This is a genomic window from Faecalibacterium sp. An122, assembly GCF_002160895.1.
GTDB lineage: Bacteria > Bacillota > Clostridia > Oscillospirales > Ruminococcaceae > Faecalibacterium.
In genome coordinates, this window is sequence record NZ_NFLL01000001.1 from 1 (window position 1) to 21021 (window position 21021).

The window sequence follows — 21021 nt, forward strand, 5'->3', positions numbered from 1 at the left end:
TGATTTTCCAGAAGTATGTATATGAAGGATATGGTGCAAAGCGAATTTGCAACTATCTGTACGAACATAACATCATGGGACGCAATGGCAAGAACATTCCGAATGTGAGTATTGTTCGGATGATTCAAAACAAAAGCTATACCGGATACCTTATCAATGGCAATGTGGAAACTGCCTGCCCGGAACTGCGGATCATTGAACCGGATCTGTTCGAGCGGGCGCAGGAGGTGCGTCATGCCCGGAAGCGGGAAAAAGGTGCAAATCCCCTCAGCTACAGTTCTCAGGCACTTCTGTGCGGTATTGTTTTCTGTGCTCACTGCGGAAACCGGATGAGCCTTACCAGCAGTACCCGGAAGCGCATCCGCGCCGATGGTACTGTGATAAGAGAAAAGCGTATCCGGTACAGCTGCAACTATAACGTCCGCCATCCTGGTCAGTGTGATGGCCAGTCTGGCTACGGCGTGATTACGCTGGACAACATTGTTGAGGGTGTTGTTCGGATGAAGTTCGCGGAAATCCGGGAATGCTCCAAAAGAAAACTCCTGGAAGAAATGCGAGGCAAAGAGCAAGAAAGAGTCAAACAGGAAATAAAGCGTCTTGAGAAAGAACTGGAAACCAAACGCCAGGAACAGGATATGCTAAAAGCAGAGACCATCCGGGTCATCCAGGGCAAGAGTGCTTTGGACCGCGATACCCTAGCTGAGATGATGGCAGAAACCAAAGCTGCCGTCATCAAGGCAGGGGAGGACCTCCAAAAAGCACAGGCCGAAGAGAAAGCATTACAGGAAGCAACCGAAAAAATGCGGAGAGACTGTGACGATTTGTTCACTTGGGCCAATGTCTACGATGGTGCAAATTTTAATCAGCGTCAGGCAATCCTGCATCAGTTTATCAAGCAAGTTCGGGTCGGTCGAAACTATGAGGTTGAGATCGTTCTGAATGTGTCGCTGGAGGAATTTGAGGAATTTAAGGCTCATTCCATGGCCAGCAGCACCGGAAAACGGGCGCAAAAGAACCTTAAACAAGCCCCTCAAAGGACTCCCACAGACTCGAAAAAGAGTATTGTCACATTAGACGAAGACAACGGGCTATCTTTGGACCTTTTGCCCAATATTGTGGCTCACGCTTCGATATCCTATGGCGGCTAATTTGTCTAGCAAAAAACGCAAAAAATAAGCCGCAGCGCCAAAAAACGCTGCGGCAATTTGGTGGACCTAATCGGGATCGAACCGACGACCTTACGGATGCGAACCGTACGCTCTCCCAGACTGAGCTATAGGCCCATAATTAAGCCCCCATCAACAGATGGGCAAGGATTTGAGACACAGGCCATAAGTGCAGGGGGCTGATTCAGGAATCGAATGCACTCCCAGACTGAGCTATAGGCCCATAAATAAGCCCCCATCAACAGATGGGCAAGGATTTGAGACACAGGCCATAAGTGCAGGGGGCTGATTCAGGAATCGAATGCACTCCCAGCTGAGCTATAGGCCCATAACAGAAGCCCGATCAATCGGAACTCTGCGGCTTCACTACTATACCGCTTTTTGGGAGAGTTGTCAAGTGAATTCTGCCGGGAGGTCGAACTTGACGGTCTCCATGCCGGGGATGCAGTTGAGCTCAAAAACAAGGGCAAACCAGAGGCGGCGCTGGGCGTGCAGAGCATCCTCCTCGCTGACGGAACGGAGGATGGGGGAGGAGTCGGTGCCGGATTTCGGCGGGATGGTCAGCAGGGCTTCGGTGCCGCTGCCCGAGGCGCGGGGACGCAGCTCCAGCGTCCAGCCGGTGAGTTTGCAGTATTCCTGACACAGCAAAAGGCCGCTCTTGGTGGTGCCAAGGAAGCGGCTGCGATTGTTTTGCTGGCTGCGGAAACTGCCGTCGGGCAGACCGCAGCCGGTGTCGGCGATGGACAGCACCGCGCCGCCCGAACCGTCGTCACGAAGGGTCAGGGTGATGGTGCCGCCGTCGGGGGTACAGGCCCGCAGGGCATTGGAGAGAAGCTGCAGGCAGATGCAGGTCAGGTATCGGACGTCTGCATGGACGTAGAGCTCGGTCAGGCCGCCGCAGTCCAGCACCAGACGGGTGCCCAGGGCCTGCTGGATCTGAGCCTGCTCCGAGCAAATGGCCGCAACAAAAGAACACAGTTCCACCGGCTCCCAATAGGGCTTTTCGGCGTGCTGCATGCAGTGGAGCAGGGCCAGCATGTTGCTCAGGTTCCGGTCCAGACGGCCGGTGGCAACAGCAAGATCCGACAAGGTCTGGCGCATCTCATGGGAGTCGGGGTCCTCTTTCTCCGAGACAAAATGCGTCATGTACCGCTGGCACAGTTCAATCATTTCCAGCGAGCGCTGGCACTCGCTCTCAAAGGCATGGACAGGCAAGCGCTCCAAAAGCTCTTCTTGGGCGCCGGGTGTTAGCTCATACGGGCTGGAACTCTCGTTCATGGGTCTGCAGATCTCCTTCCGACAGGGGCTGTTCCGCCGGGTCCTGCGGCGGCATAAGCAGCTCATCCCTGACTGCATAGATGAATTTACCGGTGGTGAGGTGCTGGTGCGGGGAACAGTGCCGCCGCTTGAACGACTGCCAGGCGGGTTTGTTCAGCGCATTCAGGGAGCGAATCAGACGGCGGATGCCGCTGTCCACCGCCGTGACCGAGACCTTGTGCCGCTCGCCGACCACCATCAGGACATCCTTCCGTATCGCAAAATGAGGGTCACACCGCAATGCCTGAGCAATGCATTCCCGCAGATACTGGGAGCCCAGCGCTCCCGGCGCTTCGCCCCAGCAGAGCAGCAGACGCACCAGGGCGGCGTCGCTGTCGGTGGGAGCGGCCTGCGACTGAAGCATGGACTGCAGATCAAACAGCAGGCTGTTCAGGCTGGACAGCTTCATTTTGTGGACGGTATCGGATTCCGGCTGCTGGCCGCCCTCCTCGCGGATGAACCTGCACAGTTCGTCCACGTCGCAGGCGGGAACCAGCAACAGCCACGGCCGGCAGTTGGGCGACATCTGCTGCAGCTGGCTGCAGAAGGCAGGCGCATCCATGTCGGACAGAGCGTTGTCCAGCAGGACCGCGCGGTAGGGAAAACCGCGCTCCAGTGCGGCCAACAGCTCTTTTCCCGACTGATAGATGTCGCAGCGAAATGCGTCCCGGTCCAGGCAGGAAATATAGTTCTGGCAGATGCGGAAAAACCGTGCGTCATAGCTGGCAATGGCAATCCGCAAACAGCCTCTGGAAGATTCATCGTTCACCAAAGTCCCCCGCCCTTTCTGCAAAACTGTACAGCCGCGGGATAGCACTCCGCCACCACATCCCGCCAGATTTCGGGCTGGACACAATTTTCGTACAGGTACTGCAAGATGGAATAGCAGCATTGGGGCGGCGCATCCAGGACCAGACTGTCACTGCAGGCTGTTTCTCCGGTGCGGGACACCGTCAGCCGGCAGGCGCCGTCCGACTCATCCAGCGCATAGGTCAGCAAATAAGGCTGCTGCAGCATCTCGATGGCAGAAAATTTCCTGGTCAATGGTGTATATGGTTTCATGGCTCATATTCTCCTCCTGCAAATACCCATTTTGGATTTACCGCACGATCAGGCGTGGCGAAGCTTTAATCCTATTTTAATGAGACACCCGCCCTGATGCAATGCTAAAAATGCGGCAAAATGTGTCGTCAGGGGACGGATTGCGACGGAGAAGAAAAGATCTTCACAACATCTTAAGAATACCGCGGAAACCATCCGCGCGCAAGAGGATTTTGCAAAAATAGGGAAAACAAGTCTGGATTTGTCCGAATGAAGGGGCCAAAACGGGCGGCGTTCACAGAATATTTCCTTTTTCGCTATAGATAAACTGTTTTTTTCGTTTAAAATCAAGGTGGCTGATTGCATCTAAGAGGAAAATACGGTATAATATTAGTGTATGTGAACAAACAATACTGTTAGCTGTCAAACAAAAAAGAATGAAAGGCCCGTTTTCCCGGGCATTCCATTGCAGGAGGATCAAAACTTGAGAATTGGTCTTGATATAGGCAGCACGACCATCAAGTGTGCCGTGCTGGATGAACAGGAAAACTTGCTGTATTCGACGTATGAGCGTCATTACAGCCACATTCTGGAGAAAGCACAGGAGCTTCTGCGCCGGATTGATGCAGAGCAGCTTCATGGCGCCAAGGCGCTGCTGAGCATTTCGGGCTCGGCGGGCATGGGCCTGGCCGACAGCTGCGGCGTGCCCTTTGTGCAGGAGGTATTTTCCACCCGGGTGGCGGTCAAGCGCTTTGTCCCTGAGACCGACTGCGTGATCGAGCTGGGCGGCGAGGACGCCAAGATTCTGTTCCTCACCGGCGGCACCGAAGTGCGTATGAACGGCAGCTGTGCCGGCGGCACCGGCGCCTTCATCGACCAGATGGCGACGCTGCTGAAGATGAGCGCCGACGAGATGAACCAGGCCGCCGAAAAGGCCCAGCGCACCTACACCATCGCCTCCCGGTGCGGCGTCTTTGCCAAGAGCGACGTCCAGCCCCTCATCAACCAGGGCGCCCGGGCGGAGGACATTGCCGCCAGCATTTATAAGGCCGTGGTCAGCCAGACCATTGCGGGCCTGGCCCAGGGCCGGCCCATCCAGGGAAATATCCTGTACCTGGGCGGCCCTCTGACCTTCAGCTCGGTGCTGCGCAGCAGCTTTGACGAGGCTCTGGGCGTCACCGGCACCTGCCCCCAAAACAGCCTGCTGTATGTGGCGCTGGGTGCGGCCCTGTACGCCGACAAGGAGTTCAACCTGTCGGAGGTGGCCAGCGAGCTGGACCGCTATGCGGCCACCGCCACCTATGCCAGCGAGCCGCCCCTCTTTGCCAACAAAGAGGAATATGAGGCCTTCCACGCCCGGCATATGTCCCACAGCGTGCCCTGCGTGCCCTTCGGGGTCCAGTGCGGTCGGGTACATATCGGCATCGACTCGGGCTCCACCACCGTCAAGCTGGTGGTGGTGGACGAGCAGAGCCGGATTCTGTACACCAACTACCAGCCCAACCTGGGCAACCCGCTGCCCCTGATCCAGGAGCAGCTGCTCAAGATTTATCACGCCCACCCCGGCCTGCAGGTGGGCAGCGTCACCACCACCGGCTACGGCGAGGACCTGGTCAAGAACGCCTTCCGCTGCGACTACGGCCTGGTGGAGACGGTGGCTCACTTCACCGCCGCCAAGTACTTTATGCCCGACGTGGATTTCATCATCGACATCGGCGGCCAGGATATGAAGTGCTTCAAGATCGAGGACGGCGCCATCAGCAATATCTTCCTGAACGAGGCCTGTTCTTCGGGCTGCGGCAGCTTCCTGCAGACCTTCGCCCAGGCGCTGGGCTATGATGTCAAGCAGTTTGCCGCACTGGGCCTCTTTGCAGACCGCCCGGTGGACCTGGGCAGCCGCTGCACCGTGTTCATGAACAGCTCGGTCAAGCAGGCCCAGAAGGACGGCGCCAGCATCGAGAACATCAGCGCCGGCCTGTCCATCAGCGTGGTCAAAAACGCCCTGTACAAGGTCATCCGCGCTTCCAGCCCCGAGGAGCTGGGCCGCAAGATCGTGGTTCAGGGCGGCACCTTCTACAATGAGGCGGTTCTGCGGGCCTTTGAGAAGGAGATGGGGGTGGAGGTCATCCGTCCCGACATCGCCGGCCTGATGGGCGCCTATGGCGCGGCCCTCTACGGCCTGCGCCGCACCGCCAAGTCGGGCCGGGCCCAGTCCTCGGTGATGAGCCAGGAAGAACTGGAAAACTTCACCCAGAAGGTGGCCAACGTCAAGTGCGGCGGCTGCGGCAACAACTGCCAGCTGACCATCAACACCTTCGCCGACGGCCGCAAGTACATTTCGGGCAACCGCTGCGACAAGCCCGTCACCGGCAAAGGGGAGGACAACACCCTCAACCTCTACGCCTACAAGCAGGAGCTGCTGGCCGGCTATAAGCCGGTGCCCGGCAAGCGGGGTTCCATCGGCATTCCTCTGTGCCTGAACTTCTATGAGCTGCTGCCTTTCTGGCACACCTTCTGGACCAAGCTGGGCTTTACCGTCCATATCAGCCCGGTGTCCAGCCGGGGCCTGTATCTGGCCGGACAGGCCACCATCCCCAGCGACACCGCCTGCTTCCCGGCCAAGCTCAGCCACGGCCATATCAAGGCCCTGTCGGCCATGCAGCTGGACGCCATCTTCTATCCCTGCCTGACCTACAACATCGACGAGGGCCTGGGCGACAACCACTACAACTGCCCGGTGGTGGCCTATTACCCCGAAGTTCTGCTGGGCAACTGCCCCGAGCTGGAGGGCAAGAAGTTCATCTGCGACTATGTGGGCATTCATCGTCCCAAGGACTTTGTGCATAAGATGGCCAAGGAGATCCTGCCCAAGTACTTCGGCGGCATCTCCCAGCGGGAGGTCCAGCAGGCCGCCGATGCGGCCTACGCCGAGTACGCCTCCCACATGGCCAAGATTCGTGCCAAGGGCGGCCAGATCATCGACGAGGCCCGCCGCCAGGGCAAGCGGATTATCGTGCTGGCAGGCCGTCCCTACCATGTGGACCCCGAGGTCAACCATGGCATCGACCGTCTGATCGTCCGCCACAATGCGGCGGTGGTCACCGAGGACAGCATTTCGGACCGGGTGGAGAAGTTCCCCACCAGCGTCCTGAACCAGTGGACCTACCACAGCCGCCTGTACGCCGCCGCCAAGTACTGCACCACCCAGCCCGATATGGACCTGGTGCAGCTGGTGTCCTTCGGCTGCGGCGTGGACGCCATCACCACCGACGAAACCCGTGAGATCCTGCAGGAGGGCGGCAAGCTGTACACCCAGCTCAAGATCGACGAGATCACCAACCTGGGCGCAGTGAATATCCGGCTGCGGAGCCTGTTTGCCGCTCTGGACGAGCGGGATGAACTGGCCCGGGAAAAGGCCGAGGCCAAGGCGGAACAGCCCGCTGCGGACCGCTGAACATAGGAGGCAACCGTGGAATACAATTATCCCAAATTCACCAAGGAGATGAAGGCCACCCACACCATCCTCATCCCCAATATGGCGGTGACCCAGTTCCGGCTGCTGAAATACGCGCTGGAGCACGAGGGCTATAAGTGTGAGATTCTGGGCAACTGCGGCAGCGCCGTGGCGCAGCTGGGCCTGAAGTACGTGCACAACGACACCTGTTATCCGGCGCTGCTGGTCATCGGCCAGTTCATCGACGCCCTGAACAGCGGCAAGTATGACCTGGACCACACCGCCCTGCTGATTACCCAGACCGGCGGCGGCTGCCGCGCCTCCAACTACATCCACCTGCTGCGCAAGGCCCTGGTCAAGGCGGGCTATCCCCAGATCCCGGTGGCCAGCCTGAACTTTTCCGGCCTGGAGAAGGACAGCGGCTTCCAGATGGACCTGCCCCTGCTGCGTCAGGCGGTGGCCTGCGTGTTCTATGGCGATATGCTGAGCGCCCTGCGCAACCAGGTGGCGCCCTATGAGAATGTGCCGGGCCAGGCCGACCGTCTGGTGGATACCTGGATCGGCCGTCTGGGCCGGGCTCTGCTGGCCGGCAAGAGCTATACCGCCCGGGAGATGAAGCACACCTTCCCCCTGATCGCCAAGGAGTTTGCCGCCATTCCGGTGACCCGGGTGCCCCGGGTCAAGGTGGGCGTCGTGGGCGAGATCTACGTCAAATACAGCCCCCTGGGCAACAACGACCTGCAGAAGTTCCTGGAATCGGAGGGCTGTGAGGTCAACTTCCCGGGCCTGATGGGCTTCTGCCAGTACTGCATCTTCAACATGGGCGAGGACCACGTCCTCTATGGCGGCAAGCTGGCCACCAAGTTCACCACCGACCGTCTGCTGGACTGGCTGGACGGCATCGAGCGGGCCATGCTGAAGGCCATGTCTTCCGCCGGCTTCTACGCCCCCGGCCCCTTCAAGGAGCTGATCGAGAAGCCCGAGGGCGTCATTTCTCTGGGCGCCAAGATGGGCGAGGGCTGGCTGCTGACCGCCGAGATGATCGAGCTGGTTCAGGGCGGCTATCCCAACATCGTCTGCGCCCAGCCCTTCGGCTGCCTGCCCAACCACATTGTGGGCAAGGGCATGGTGAACAAGATCCGGGCCCTGTACCCGGTGGCCAACATCACCCCCATCGACTATGACCCCAGCGCCACCAAGGTCAACCAGGAAAACCGCATCAAGCTGATGCTGGCGGTGGCCAAGGAGCGCCTGGAAAATCCTGCCCCCGCCCAGCCCCTCACCGCAGAGGAGATCGCCGGCGGCGCCCCCACCGTGGGCCGCCACCCCATGACCGTCTGATAAGGCAGGGAACACCCCTATAAACAACCAAAGCCCCGCACAGCTTTTCAGGCTGCGCGGGGCTTTTTGGTTTATGGGTAAAGGGTTACTTCATGTAGATGTGGTGGGGCAGGCCGGCAATGTACAGCGGGGTCAGCTCGGCCTGGATCAGGGGACGTGCGTACTCCAGGAATTCATGGGTCATCTGGGTGTGGTTTTCGTTCATCCAGCTGAGGGGGACTTTCTTCTCCAGGTTGGCCACTTCGCTGATGGGGTGCAGCTCGGTGGTGCACTGGTAGGGATTGTTGGAAATCCGCTTCAGAGCCACCATCTGGCCGGTGACGCCCTCAAAGGCGGCCTTGGCAGCAGCGCCGCCCACCTGGTAGGCCTCGGTGATGTCGGTGCGGCTGGTCAGATGGCCGGCGCAGCGCTGCAGGGTGGACAGCTCGATGCAGCGGGTCTTGGTGTCCAGGGAGCGGGCCACCGTGTTGGCCAGGAACCGGGCGGTGCCGGTCAGGGCCTTGTGACCGAAGGCGTCCACCGCATGGACGTCGTCGGCCAGCTCACAGACGTAGCGGCCGTCCTCCAGCTTGACGCCTTCCGAGACGGCGATGACGATGCTGGGCTTCTTCTCCTGCATGGCCCGGACCTTCTCAATGAATCGGTCCACGTGGAAGGGCACTTCGGGCAGGCAGATCATGTCCACGCCCTCGCAGTCGTCGCCCTTGGCCAGGGCGGCGGCAGCGGTCAGCCAGCCGGCGTTGCGGCCCATGATTTCCACGATGGTCACGTACTTGGTGCCGTAGACGGTGGCGTCCCGGATGATTTCCTTCATCACCACGCCGATGTACTTGGCGGCGGAGCCATAGCCGGGGGTGTGGTCGGTGACCATCAGGTCGTTGTCGATGGTCTTGGGCACGCCCATAAACCGGATGTCGCTGCCGGTCCGTGCGCCGTAGTCAGCCAGCTTGCCGATGGTGTCCATCGAGTCGTTGCCGCCGATGTAGAAGAAATAGCCGATGTCCAGCTTTTCCAGGATGTCGAACAGCTTTTTGTAGACGGCCTCGTCGGCGTGCCAGTCGGGCAGCTTGTAGCGGCAGCTGCCCAGGAAGCTGGACGGAGTCCGCTTGAGCAGCTCGATGTCCAGGTCATCCTTCAGGATGGTGTTCAGGTCCACCACCCGCTCCTCCAGCAGGCCGGCCACACCGTTGCACATTCCATAGACGATTTCCGCGCCGCGGTTTTTGCAGCTCTCAAAGACACCGGCCAAACTCGCGTTGATGACGGACGTGGGACCGCCGGACTGGCCGACGATTGCGTTTTTACCCATGATCTTTTTCTCCTTTACAGTACGTCTTGTGTTGGCTCTATCTTGACTGCACAGGGGAAACCCTGGCAGGGAAGAACGTGGGGGCCGGCCATCCGGGGCGGCGGAAAACAGCGGAAAATTTACAGGTGGACGTGGCGGGGAGTGCCGTTCACATAGATGGGGGTCAGCTCGTCCAGAATCAGGGGACGGGCGTACTCCTCAAAGCTCTCGGTCACATGCATGCCGTCGGGGGCGATCCAGTCCAGGGGAACCTTCTTTTCCTGGTTGGCCACCTGCTGCACGTCCACCGACTCGGTGACGCACTGGTAGGGATAACCGCTCATCCGCTTGAGGGCGATCATCCGGCCGCTCTCGCCCGCAAAGGCAGCGGCGGCAGCGGCGCCGCCCACGGCATAGGCCTCGGTGACGTCGGTGCGGCTGGCCAGATGGCTGGCGCAGCGCTGCAGGGTCGAGAACTCAATGGCCCGGCTCTTGCAGCCCAGATGGGTGTGGATCAGCTCGGACAGGTAACGGCTGGTGCCGCTCAGAATGGCCTTGTGGCCGAAGGCGTCCAGCTGGCCGGCGGTGGAGACCAGGTCGCACAGATAGGTGCCGTCGGCGGTGCGGACGCCCTCGCTGGCGGCGATGATGACGTTGGATTTCCGGCTCTGCAGCTCGTCCACCCGGGCCAGGAACTTCTCCTGGTCAAAGGGAACCTCGGGCAGCAGGATCAGGTCGGGACCTTCGCAGTCCTCGCCGGCGGCCAGGCAGGCCGCACCGGCCAGCCAGCCGGCATGGCGGCCCATGATCTCGGCCACCGTGACGCTGCGGATATCGTACACCGAGGAGTCCCGGATGACTTCCTTCAGGATGGTGGCGATGTACTTGGCGGCGGAGCCGTAGCCGGGGGTGTGATCGGTCAGGCACAGGTCGTTGTCAATGGTCTTGGGCACGCCGATGAACCGCACAGGGCTGCCCACCCGCTGGCCGTAGCGGCTGAGCTTGGCGATGGTGTCCATCGAATCGTTGCCGCCGATGTAAAAAACGGCGCAGATGTCAAATTTCTCAAAGAAGGTGAACAGCTGCACAAAGGGCACACTGTCTACATCGGGGTCGGGCAGCTTGTAGCGGCAACTGCCCAGGAAGCTGGACGGGGTCCGCTTGAGCAGCTCAATGCTCATCCGGTCCCCCAGAACAATGTCCAGGTCCACGATTTCCTCTTTCAGCAGGCCCTCGATGCCGTACTTCATGCCGTAGACTTTGTCGGCGCCCAGGCTGCGGGCCGTCTTATAGACACCGGCAAGGCTGGAATTGATGACGGCGGTGGGGCCGCCGGACTGGCCGACGATCACGTTTTTGCTCATAATTCGCTCCTTCTTATCATGGGTGGATGGTTTGACCGGGGCGGGCCCTGCACTGCGCCGCCCTGGGCGGGGACGTTGAAACCGATGAAATCCACACAAAAAACAATTTCACTGTGAAATCGCTTGATGCAGGTTGCCGGAATTTCGTCCCAACCCTATTGTAACCGTTTTGCGTGTTGTATGCAAGACCTAAGTTGGTTGCAGAGAGAAAAATTTTATGATAGAATCAGTACATTCCTACTTTGACGCAGGAATTTTCTTTCCGGGCCGTCCTGCCGGGAGGGCAGGGGCGGTCCGAGAACGTTTTTCCGGGGACGGCGCAGAGCCGCCGGGCCGGAATTTTTGCCGGAAAGGGGGCACAGGAGACAGCCGGTGCAGACGGCGCTCCTGAGAAAACAAATGGGCATTTCGCATGAGTACAACCACGCATACCGCCGGGCGCGGCAGCGGGGCAAATATACCAAGCTGAAGGTGGCGGCCAGCGTGGCGGCCATCCTGGTGCTGTCCCTGGGCATCACCGCCATCCTCGAGACCGCCGAACAGGAGAACAGCGCTGCCTCGGAAATCCTGCCCAGCGGCACGGTGGAGGGCATCCTGGCGCCGCTGCCCATGCAGCCCGGCGAAGCCGGGGGCCAGGCAGGGGGACAGATCCTGAACTTTGGCCCGGTGCGCCAGACCGCCGGCGCCTATACCGTCAAGGCCTATGACAGCAGCGTCATCCGCCAGCCGGCGGTGGGCCAGGTGGACCTGAGCTACTTTGCCGATGCGGCTTTCCTGGGTGACAGCCTGACGGTGGGCTTCACCGACTACGACATCAACCTGTCGGGGGCGCTCATCTGCGGCTATATCGGCGCGGGCCCCGATACCATCGTCAACCGCATGACGGTGAATCACATGACTCGCGGGGATGAGGTGGCGCTGGACGTGCTGGCGGCCGCCCAGCCCAAAAAGCTGTATATCCTGCTGGGCACCAACACCCTGACCTCGGTGGGCGCTGAGGAGAAATTCCTGACCTACTACGGGGCCATGCTGGACACCCTGCGGGAGACGCTGGGGGAGGATTGCATTATCTATGTGCAATCCATCCCGCCGGTGCGGCCCGAGGCGGTGACCGACCGGCCCGGCCTGGCCAGCGACAACCTGCGGGCGGTCAATGAACAGCTGGCGCTGCTGGCCGACAGCAAGGGCTGCGTCTATCTGGACCTGTGGGAGGCTCTGGCCGACGGCGAGGGCAACCTGAAAGAGGTCTGCGCCGCGCCGGACGGTGTGCACCTGTCGGCGGGCAATGGATACGGCGCCTGGGTCAACTACCTGCGCAGCCACACCCTCTATGCCGCGGACAATCCCTGGACCGCCGGCAGCACCTACGCACAGTAACCGGTTTTCTCCGGCTTCACCCACCCGTCCGTTTTGGACCGGGTGGGTTTTGTTGTTTGGGCGGCCGGGCATAAAAACACCGGGTTCCCTCGGTGGGGAACCCGGCGTTGGATAGCGGGGTGAAAAAGCCGGAGCTTACTTGTTCTTGCTGCGGGCCTTCATGCGCTGCTCGTGGTTCAGGATCTGCTTGCGGATGCGCAGGCTCTTGGGGGTGACCTCCAGCAGCTCATCGGGAGCCAGGAACTCCAGGCAGCCCTCCAGGCTCAGGCGGCTGATGGGCACCAGACGCAGGGCGTCGTCTGAGCCGGAAGCACGGGTGTTGGTCAGGTGCTTGGTCTTGCAGACGTTGACGTCCACATCCTCGCCGGTGGGGGTGTAGCCGATGACCATGCCCTCGTAGACCTTCTCGCCGGGTCCGATCAGCAGGGTGCCGCGCTGCTGTGCGTTGAACAGGCCGTAGGTGACCGAGTCGCCAGTCTCAAAGCTGACCAGAGAACCGGTGGAGCGGTTGGGGATCATGCCGGCCCACAGATCATAGCCGTCAAAGATCTGGTTGATGACGCCCTCGCCGTGGGTATCGGTGAGGAACTGGTTGCGGTAGCCGAACAGGCCGCGGCTGGGCATACGGAACACCAGACGGACGCGGGTGTCGCCCAGGGGATCCATCTGCTGCAGGATGGCCTTGCGCTGGCCCAGACCGGTCATGACAGCGCCCTGGTACTGGGTGGGCACGTCGATGACCACCTGCTCCATGGGCTCGTAGGTTTTGCCGTCGATGACCTTGGTCAGAACGTGCGGGGGAGAGACCTGCAGCTCATAGCCTTCGCGGCGCATGGTCTCGATCAGGATGGACAGATGCATCTCGCCGCGGCCCATGACCCGGAAGGAGTCGGTGGTGGCGGAGTCCTCCACCTTCAGAGCCACGTCCTTCAGCAGCTCGCGCTGCAGACGGTCGCGGATCTGGCGGCTGGTGACGTACTTGCCCTCACGGCCGGCCAGGGGGCTGTCGTTGACCGAGAAGGTCATCTCGACGGTGGGGTCGTTGATCTTGACGAAGGGCAGGGGCTCCACCTTGGAGGGAGCGCACAGGGTGTTGCCGATGGTGACATCGGGCAGGCCCGAGAAGGCCACGATGTCGCCGGCGGTGATGTTGTCGCAGGGGACGCGGCCGTTGGCCTGGAAGTCATACAGCTTGGTCAGACGGCCCTTCATGCTGACGGAGGGGTCATGCCAGTCGCAGACCACCACTTCCTCACCCACGCGGCAGGTGCCGTTCTGGATGCGGCCGATGCCGATGCGGCCCACGAAGTCGTTGTAGTCAATGGAGGACACCAGCATCTGGAAGGGAGCCTCGGGGTCGCCTTCGGGGGGCTGGATGGTGCTCAGCAGGGTATCGAACAGGGGGATCAGATCGGTGCCAGGGACGTTGGGGTCCAGGCTGGCGGTGCCGGCGCGGCCGCAGCAGTACAGAATGGGGCACTCCAGCTGCTCGTCGGAAGCGCCCAGGTCCATCAGCAGGTACAGAACCTCGTCCACAACCTCCTGGATGCGGGCGTCGGGGCGGTCGATCTTGTTGATGGCCACCACCAGGCTCAGGTTCTGCTGCAGAGCCTTCTGAAGAACAAAGCGGGTCTGGGGCATGCAGCCCTCGGCGGCGTCCACCAGCAGCAGAACGCCGTTGACCATCTTCAGAACGCGCTCCACCTCGCCGCCGAAGTCGGCGTGGCCCGGGGTGTCGACGATGTTGATCTTGACGCCCTTGTAGTTGCAGGAGCAGTTCTTGGCCAGAATGGTGATGCCGCGCTCACGCTCGATGTCGCCGCTGTCCATGACGCGCTCGGCCACGACCTGGTTGTCGCGGAATGCGCCGCTCTGGCGAAGCATGGCGTCCACCAGGGTGGTCTTGCCATGGTCAACGTGAGCGATGATGGCTACGTTGCGCAAATCGTTACGAATCATAAAATCAAACCTCTCTATTTTGCATCGCGATATGCCGTCAGAATGGATCTGATAAGCCGGCAGCCCGGCGGCCTGTAAATCAGGGAAAACCCTGCTGCGGACTTGTCAGATCCATCCTCTAAAAGGTGATGAAAGGACTTCAACCATACAAGTTTAAAACATAGCGGGGACTTTGTCAAGATTATCTAAAATAAACTTCGTGGTTTCGGCGTTTTGACGGAATACGGGTCGTATTTTGGGCGGAAAAGAAAGACAACCTTGTGGTACAATAATACTAAAATACCACAAAGAAAGCTGTCCCGGTCCTCCGGGGCGGTATGGAGGTACATAACGATGAAGCTCACGTTTTTAGGTGCGAACCATGAGGTAACGGGCAGCTGCACCCTGCTGGAGACGGGTGGGCTGCATTTCCTGATTGACTGCGGCATGGAGCAGGGCAAAGATGTCTATGAGAACCAGCCCCTGCCGCTGGGACCGGGGGAGATCGACGGGGTATTGCTGACCCATGCCCACATTGACCACAGCGGCCACCTGCCGCTGCTGGCCAAACAGGGCTACCGAGGCAAGATTTATGCCACCCGGCCCACCTGCCAGCTCTGTGATATTATGCTGCGCGATTCGGCCCATATCCAGGAGTCGGAAGCGGAGTGGAAGAACCGCAAAAACGCCCGTGCCGGCATCCCGCCGGTGGAGCCGGACTACACCGTCCGGGATGCAGAGGAAGCCATCCGCCTGTTTGAAGGCGTGGACTACAACAAGCGGGTGGAGATTGCGCCGGGGGTGGAGGTGCGGTTCACCGATGTGGGCCACCTGCTGGGCTCGGCCAGTATCGAGATCTGGGTCACCGAAGGGGAACAGACCACCAAACTGGTCTTTTCGGGCGACATCGGCAACCTGCACCAGCCGATTCTGCGGGACCCCACCTATCTGACCGAGGCGGACTATGTCATCATGGAGTCCACCTACGGCAACCGGAACCATCCGCCCCGCCCCGACTACATCGGCCAGCTGGCCGCCATCCTGCAGCGGACTTTTGACCGGGGCGGCAACGTGGTGATTCCCAGCTTTGCGGTGGGCCGCACCCAGGAGCTGCTGTACTTCCTGCGGGAGATCAAGGAGAAAAAGCTGGTGACCGGCCACGGGAATTTCCCGGTGTACGTGGACAGCCCCCTGGCCATCGAGGCCACCCGGATTTTCCGGGACACCGACGCCAGCTGCTTTGACGACGAGACCCGGGCCCTTCTGGCATCGGGCATCGACCCCATCACCTTTGCGGGACTGCGGGTCAGCGTCACCAGCGACGAGTCCCGGGAGATCAACGCCGACCTGACCCCCAAAGTCATCCTGTCGGCCAGCGGCATGTGCGACGCAGGCCGCATCCGCCATCACCTGAAACACAACCTCTGGCGCAAAGAGTGCACCATCCTGTTTGTGGGCTATCAGGCGGTGGGCACCCTGGGCCGGGCCCTTCTGGAGGGCATCGAAGGGGTCAAGCTGTTCGGCGAGGAGATCGAAGTCCAGGCCGAGATTGCCCAGATCGGAGGCATGTCCGGCCACGCCGACCGGGAAGGCCTGCTGAAATGGGTGAACTCCTTTGAACCCAAGCCCCGGCGGGTCTTTGTCAACCACGGCGACGACGCGGTGGAGGACGAGTTTGTCAACACCCTGCAGAGCCTGGGCTATACCGCCTGCGCCCCCTACAATGGGGCCCAGTGGGCTCTGGGTGCCGACGGGGCCGTCTGCCTCAGCGAGGGCAGCCGGGAACGCACCGTCGCCCGGGCCTCGACGCCCACCCTCAGCCGGGCGGCCGCGGTCTATCAGCGGCTGGTCAGCGCCGGCCGCCGCCTGATGCGGGTCATCGAACACAACGAGGGCGGCGCCAACAAGGACCTGGCCAAGTTTGCCGACCAGATCAACGCCCTGTGCGACAAGTGGGACCGCTGACCGTACAGAGAGCCCGGCGGGCCTGACCGCCTGCCATGGCAGCAGATAAACCAAAACCGTGCGCTTCCGGAGAACCGGGGGCGCACGGTTTTCTGTTGATGGGGAAGCCAGCTCAGCGGATGTGGGTCAGCTCGTCCAGGTTCTGGGTATAGCAGGGGAGACAGTGCTCCATGAACCAGTCGGCCTCGGGGCAGTGCATCTCTTTCAGGGACTTTTTCTGCTGGGCCAGGGCGGCGTCAAACTCGTGGTTGCCGCTGCGGGTCTCCTCCAGACACTTGATGAGGGCCGACAGCCGGTCGGCCGCCTTGAGCAGCTTCCGCTCGGGGGCGGTGAGCAGGTCCCCGGTGATGTAGGGGGTGATTTCCTCCTCCAGCTCGGGGGGCAGCATGGAGGCCATGGCGGCAGCGCTCTCCCGCTCAATGGCCTTGTAGGCGTCCCGCAGCACGTCGCTGCGGTACTTGACCGGGGTGGGCATGTCTCCGGTGATGATCTCGGAGGCGTCATGGTAGAGGGCCGCCACCGTCACCGTCTTGGGCCGGCAGGGGGTGCCGGTGTACCGCCGGGCAATCAGACAGAGGGTGTGGGCGATGAGGGCGGTGTCGCAGGTGTGCTCGCTGAGGGACTCAGCCCGGACCGAGTGCATCAGGCTCCAGCGGGTAATGTACTTCATGCGGGCCAGCAGCGCATTGAAGGGGTAGATCATAGACAGAAAACCTCCCGGCCGGCGGCGCGGCGCAGTGCCGCCGGTTTTTTGATACCAAAATACCTTTGCCGGGCCCTCTTGTCAAGACAAGGGCCAAACTTCGCCCTTTTCTTGACCGGGCAAACATGCTATACTATCGTTTGATAACCGCTCCTCCGGGGCGGGAACCTTCCGGCAGAGAAAAGAGGAAAGCTATGGACTTTGCAAATCTGTCCCGGCGCCCGGTTCTGGGGCGACAGCGGGACCGCTTCTGGCTGACGGTGGGGCTGTGCGCTCTGACGGCCGCGCTGATTTTCCTTCCGTTCCAGATCGTGGACGGCGGCTTTTTCCATTATGCAGGCGACTTCAACGGCCAGCAGATTGGCTTTTACCGCTATATGAACGGCTTTGTCAAGGGCAACGGCTACCCCGACGGCCTGACCTCCGTCAACGGCCAGCAGCTGCCCACCAACACCTTCTCCTGGGCCACCGACCTGGGCAGCGGCGTGATGAATGCCTATTCGTTCTACCTGTACGGTTCGCCCTTCTTCTGGCTGTCCACCCTGTTCCCCCAGAGCTGGCTGCCCTACCTGATGTGCCCGCTGCTGGTGCTCAAGTTTGCGGTGGCGGGCGGCGGCGCCTATCTCTACCTTCGCCGCTACGTGAAAAACCTGGACTATGCGGTGCTGGGCGCCTGCCTGTACACCTTCTCCGGGTTCGGCATCTACAACATCTTTTTCAACCACTTTATTGATGTGCTGGCCCTGTTCCCCTGGATGCTCTGGGCCCTGGATGAGTGCATCTACAACCGCAGACATGGGCTGTTCGCCTTCTTTGTGGCCATCAACCTGCTGAACAACTACTTTTTCTTTGTGGGGCAGGTGGTGTTCCTCATCATCTACTTTGTCTGCAAGGTGACCACCGGGGAAATCAAGCTGACCCCCCGGCTGTTCGCCACCCTGGCCTTTGAGAGCCTGCTGGGTGTGGCCATGGGATGCCTGCTGGTGTGGCCGGCCTTCCTGTCTCTGATGCAGAACCCCCGCACCACCGACGTGTCCTCGGGCTGGGGCTTTTTGACCTATTCCAAGGTGCAGCAGTATTTCGCCATCCTGTTCAGCTGGCTGCTGCCCCCCGACTCGCCCTATATCGTCTCCATCTGGTCGGAGGGAACCATCAAGTGGACCAGCATGACCGCTTACCTGCCCCTGTGCAGCCTGGCGGGTGTGCTGGCCTACTGGCGGGCGCGGCAGGGAGACAGCCGGAAGCGGATTGTGGCGGTCTGCGCCATTTTCGCCCTGGTGCCGGTGCTGAACAGCGCTTTCTATGCCTTCAATGCCAGCTACTACGCCCGGTGGTACTATATGCCGGTGCTGATTCTGGCGGCCATGACCATCAACGCCTGGGAGGACCCCGACACCGACCTGGAACGCCCCATCGGGGTCATTGCCTGGCTGATGATGGCAACCCTGGCCTTCGCCCTGGTGCCGGTGAACAATGGGGAAGACGGCTGGAGCATCGGCGTACTGGAGAACCCCGACCAGTACCTGGCAGTCCTGGGCTTTGGCCTGGTGGGCCTGGTGATTTACCGCTGGGTGGTGCAGGACCGGGCCCACGAGGGCCGGTTCCGCCAGCGGATGCTGGCCGCCGTGCTGGCCTTCAGCTGCGTGTTCGGGTGCGTCCATATCGGCATCGGCAAGTTTGGCCAGTGGACCTACGACAGCGACCTGGTGGACCAGTATCAGGCCTCTCTGGACCTGCAGGAGGCCTTCCCTGAGGGGGACTGGCGGGTGGACACCTACAACGCCCACGACAATCTGGGCCTCTGGATGGACAAGAGCTGCCTGCAGTTCTTTGACAGTACGGTGGCTCCCAGCATCCTCAGCTTTTACTCCTCCCTGGGCTTCACCCGGGACGTTCGCAGCAACCCCGACGTCTATTATTATGCCCTGCGGGGGCTGCTGAGCGTCCGGTTTACGGTGATGCCGGAGGACCAGCGGGCCAACTTTGAGGAGGCCGTGGGCCAGGGCTGGACCTACTGGGACACCGTCTCGGGCATGGCGGTCTATGAAAACGACAACTATCTGCCCATGGGCTTCACCTACGACTACTACGTCAACCAGGATATTCTGGACGAGATGACCACCCAGGACGCCTGCGGCCTGCTGCTGCGGGCCATCGCCCTGTCGGAGGAGGACATCGAAAAATACGGCCAGTACCTGACCCCGGCCACCGATCACGTCCTGACCGACTTCTCCTATGAGCGGTACGTCCAGGACGTGGCCGAACGGCGGGAGACGGCCTGCAGCGATTTCGTGATGACCAATTCCGGCTTCAGCGCCGAGATCCAGCTGGACCGGGAGAATCTGGTGTTCTTCTCGGTGCCCTACGACGACGGCTTTACCGCCTACGTCAACGGCCAGGAGGCCGAAATCCTCCGGGTGGACAACGGAATGATGGCGGTTCTCTGTCCCGCCGGGTGGAGCAATATCGACTTTGTCTATTCGCCGGCCGGGCTGTCCCTGAGCCGGACGGTGACTCTGATTGCCATTCCCATCTGGCTGATTTATACCGGCTGGTTCTTCTGGGAGCGGAGAAAGAGCCGCAAGCACTGATTTTTCTTCACAAAACAAACGGGCGGCCCCCTGCGGCAAAATGCAGGAGGCCGCCTGTTTTTATAGGGAGGCAGCGGGTCACCCGGCGGCGCGCCTGGAGCCAACCCGAAGGAGGACGGTGGCCAGCAGGAAGCCGAAGGGCGCGCTGAAGAAAGATGCCATGTAGAAGCCGCTGTACCCCAGCGCCGGCACCAGCAGGACGCAGGCCACCAGATCGGAGGCAGTGCCGCCGATGTTGGAGGCCAGATACAGACCCATCTGCTGGCGGCCCCGGAGGCTGGCCTCCTGCAGGTGTTTCATGGCGGTGAAGGTGTAGACGATGGACTGGCGGCTGAGGAGCAGGGCGCCGTAGCCGATGGCGTCCAGATCGTTGGTGAAGAGCCGCAGCAGCGGCCGGGCCAGCAGGATGCAGCTGACCGAGACCGCCAGGGCATAGACCAGCATCATGCCCCGGGCCTGACGCACGCCGTCCTGAACCCGGTCGTCCTGGTGGGCGGCGGTGTTCTGGGCGATGAAAAAGACCAGGGCCTGGGTGAAACCAAAGACCGGCATCAGCAGCAGGGTGGACATCTTGCTGGCGCAGGAGAAGCCGGCGATGGCGGTCACGCCGATGCCGCCCAGCAGGCTCTGCTTGACCATGCTGCTGACCGGCCCGCTGGCCTGCTGGATGGCGTTGGGGGCGGACAGGCGGAAGACATCCCAGCAGTACTGGCGCTCCAGCATGGAAAAGCGGAAAGGCCCCGTCAGCAGGGTGCGGCGGAGATACCACAGGATGAACACGCAGCCCACCACCTGGGAAAAGGCGGTGGCCCCGGCGGCGCCCACCACCCCGAAGGGGCCCACCAGAGCCAGGTCCAGCAGGACGTTCAGCACCGAGGTGCCCAGCACCGCAAACAGCGGTGTTTTGGAGTTGCCGCAGCCCATGATGAGCTGCTTGGACAGGTCGTAGATCATCAGGAAGGGCATGCCCGCCATATAAAAGCGGATGTAGGCCGCCGCCTGAGGCAGGATCTCGGCGGGGGTGTGGATCAGCCGCAGCAGCCATTCGGCGCTGCCCAGGCCGGCAGCGGTAAGGATCAGGCCGATGACCCCGTCAATGAACAGCAGATTGTAGATGATGGCCGACAGCTGGTCGGGGGAGGAGGTGGGCCGCCGGGCGGCCAGCAGCAGGCCGCCGCCCAGTTCCATTCCGCCGGAAATAAACATAAAGACCATCAGGGCGGTGGAGGCGTTGGAGACGGCGGCCAGGGCGTTGGCGTCCAGACACAGGCCGATGATCATGGTGTCGGCCACCGTGTAGAGCTGGGTGGCCACCATGGTCAGGATCACCGGCCCGGCAAAGCGAAGCAGAGCGGGACGTACCGGCCCGGCCAGAAGATCGCGGTTGGATGCAGCAGACATAATGGATTCCCTCCGGTTGCAAAATGTGGGGATTTCTGATATCCTGAGCCTATCATAAACTATCCAGCAGCTGGA

The 21021-nt window shown here is 61.1% G+C and carries 14 protein-coding genes and 1 tRNA gene; 6 read left to right on the plus strand and 9 right to left on the minus strand.

What is annotated here, in order from left to right; genetic code table 11:
* Nucleotides 1-1148, plus strand: a 1148-nt coding sequence (locus B5E67_RS00005) for a recombinase family protein (protein ID WP_143405356.1), incomplete at its 5' end; no start/stop codon positions are given.
* Nucleotides 1149-1206: 58 nt separating this feature from the next.
* Here B5E67_RS00005 and B5E67_RS00010 read toward each other — a convergent pair.
* The 4 genes from B5E67_RS00010 to B5E67_RS00025 all read right to left on the minus strand — a co-directional run bounded on the left by B5E67_RS00010 (nt 1207) and on the right by B5E67_RS00025 (nt 3545).
* Nucleotides 1207-1283, minus strand: a tRNA-Ala gene (locus tag B5E67_RS00010).
* A gap of 276 nt (nt 1284-1559) precedes the next feature.
* On the minus strand, nt 1560-2444 hold the full coding sequence (locus B5E67_RS00015) for a HAMP domain-containing sensor histidine kinase (protein ID WP_158098829.1): 885 nt from the start codon (nt 2442-2444) through the stop codon (nt 1560-1562).
* Complete coding sequence (locus B5E67_RS00020) at nt 2419-3252, minus strand: sporulation initiation factor Spo0A C-terminal domain-containing protein (RefSeq protein WP_158098830.1); 834 nt, start codon at nt 3250-3252, stop codon at nt 2419-2421. Before B5E67_RS00020 ends, B5E67_RS00015 begins: the two co-directional genes overlap by 26 nt.
* Nucleotides 3249-3545 carry a hypothetical protein gene (locus B5E67_RS00025; RefSeq protein WP_242956684.1) on the minus strand — a complete coding sequence of 99 codons (297 nt, stop codon included), beginning with the start codon at nt 3543-3545 and terminating at the stop codon, nt 3249-3251. The genes B5E67_RS00020 and B5E67_RS00025 overlap by 4 nt, the downstream gene beginning before the upstream one ends.
* Before the next feature lie 463 nt (nt 3546-4008).
* On the opposite strand from B5E67_RS00025, the gene B5E67_RS00030 reads away from it, so the two are divergent.
* Nucleotides 4009-6978, plus strand: coding sequence for an acyl-CoA dehydratase activase (locus B5E67_RS00030; RefSeq protein WP_087381519.1), 2970 nt, complete (start codon nt 4009-4011; stop codon nt 6976-6978).
* A 15-nt stretch (nt 6979-6993) separates the two neighbouring features.
* Nucleotides 6994-8319 carry a 2-hydroxyacyl-CoA dehydratase gene (locus B5E67_RS16055; protein WP_087246610.1) on the plus strand — a complete coding sequence of 442 codons (1326 nt, stop codon included), beginning with the start codon at nt 6994-6996 and terminating at the stop codon, nt 8317-8319.
* Nucleotides 8320-8404: 85 nt separating this feature from the next.
* On the opposite strand, the gene B5E67_RS00040 is transcribed toward B5E67_RS16055, so the two are convergent.
* Together B5E67_RS00040 and B5E67_RS00045 are read right to left on the minus strand one after the other, a co-directional pair.
* Nucleotides 8405-9628, minus strand: a complete 1224-nt coding sequence (locus B5E67_RS00040; protein ID WP_087381524.1) for a 6-phosphofructokinase — start codon at nt 9626-9628, stop codon at nt 8405-8407.
* 119 nt (nt 9629-9747) lie between these two features.
* A complete protein-coding gene (locus B5E67_RS00045; protein ID WP_087381526.1) occupies nt 9748-10971 on the minus strand; it encodes a 6-phosphofructokinase in 1224 nt (407 codons plus the stop codon).
* A 399-nt stretch (nt 10972-11370) separates the two neighbouring features.
* On the opposite strand from B5E67_RS00045, the gene B5E67_RS00050 reads away from it, so the two are divergent.
* A complete protein-coding gene (locus B5E67_RS00050; RefSeq protein ID WP_087381529.1) occupies nt 11371-12348 on the plus strand; it encodes a GDSL-type esterase/lipase family protein in 978 nt (325 codons plus the stop codon).
* 135 nt (nt 12349-12483) lie between these two features.
* Here the strand turns inward: B5E67_RS00050 and typA are convergent, their stop codons facing one another.
* Entirely contained in the window at nt 12484-14307 is a 1824-nt protein-coding gene (gene typA, locus B5E67_RS00055) for a translational GTPase TypA (protein WP_087246614.1), read from the minus strand.
* A gap of 333 nt (nt 14308-14640) precedes the next feature.
* On the opposite strand from typA, the gene B5E67_RS00060 reads away from it, so the two are divergent.
* Complete coding sequence (locus tag B5E67_RS00060) at nt 14641-16251, plus strand: MBL fold metallo-hydrolase (RefSeq protein WP_087381532.1); 1611 nt, start codon at nt 14641-14643, stop codon at nt 16249-16251.
* Nucleotides 16252-16363: 112 nt separating this feature from the next.
* Here the strand turns inward: B5E67_RS00060 and yfbR are convergent, their stop codons facing one another.
* Complete coding sequence (yfbR, locus tag B5E67_RS00065; RefSeq protein ID WP_087246616.1) at nt 16364-16954, minus strand: 5'-deoxynucleotidase; 591 nt, start codon at nt 16952-16954, stop codon at nt 16364-16366.
* A gap of 194 nt (nt 16955-17148) precedes the next feature.
* On the opposite strand from yfbR, the gene B5E67_RS00070 reads away from it, so the two are divergent.
* Nucleotides 17149-19545, plus strand: a complete 2397-nt coding sequence (locus B5E67_RS00070; RefSeq protein WP_087381535.1) for a YfhO family protein — start codon at nt 17149-17151, stop codon at nt 19543-19545.
* Nucleotides 19546-19623: 78 nt separating this feature from the next.
* Here B5E67_RS00070 and B5E67_RS00075 read toward each other — a convergent pair whose 3' ends face one another.
* Nucleotides 19624-20946: an MATE family efflux transporter gene (locus B5E67_RS00075; RefSeq protein ID WP_087381538.1), complete on the minus strand. Its 1323-nt coding sequence runs from the start codon at nt 20944-20946 to the stop codon at nt 19624-19626.
* Nucleotides 20947-21021: the final 75 nt, after the last annotated feature.

Bases quoted from the DNA above. Each gene is read 5' to 3' on its own strand.
- B5E67_RS00015 (WP_158098829.1), bottom strand. From the start codon at position 2,444: ATGAACGAGAGTTCCAGCCCGTATGAGCTAACACCCGGCGCCCAAGAA.
- B5E67_RS00025 (WP_242956684.1), bottom strand. From the start codon at position 3,545: ATGAAACCATATACACCATTGACCAGGAAATTTTCTGCCATCGAGATG.
- B5E67_RS00040 (WP_087381524.1), bottom strand. From the start codon at position 9,628: ATGGGTAAAAACGCAATCGTCGGCCAGTCCGGCGGTCCCACGTCCGTC.
- B5E67_RS00045 (WP_087381526.1), bottom strand. From the start codon at position 10,971: ATGAGCAAAAACGTGATCGTCGGCCAGTCCGGCGGCCCCACCGCCGTC.
- B5E67_RS00050 (WP_087381529.1), top strand. From the start codon at position 11,371: ATGGGCATTTCGCATGAGTACAACCACGCATACCGCCGGGCGCGGCAG.
- typA (WP_087246614.1), bottom strand. From the start codon at position 14,307: ATGATTCGTAACGATTTGCGCAACGTAGCCATCATCGCTCACGTTGAC.
- B5E67_RS00060 (WP_087381532.1), top strand. From the start codon at position 14,641: ATGAAGCTCACGTTTTTAGGTGCGAACCATGAGGTAACGGGCAGCTGC.
- yfbR (WP_087246616.1), bottom strand. From the start codon at position 16,954: ATGATCTACCCCTTCAATGCGCTGCTGGCCCGCATGAAGTACATTACC.
- B5E67_RS00070 (WP_087381535.1), top strand. From the start codon at position 17,149: ATGGACTTTGCAAATCTGTCCCGGCGCCCGGTTCTGGGGCGACAGCGG.
- B5E67_RS00075 (WP_087381538.1), bottom strand. From the start codon at position 20,946: ATGTCTGCTGCATCCAACCGCGATCTTCTGGCCGGGCCGGTACGTCCC.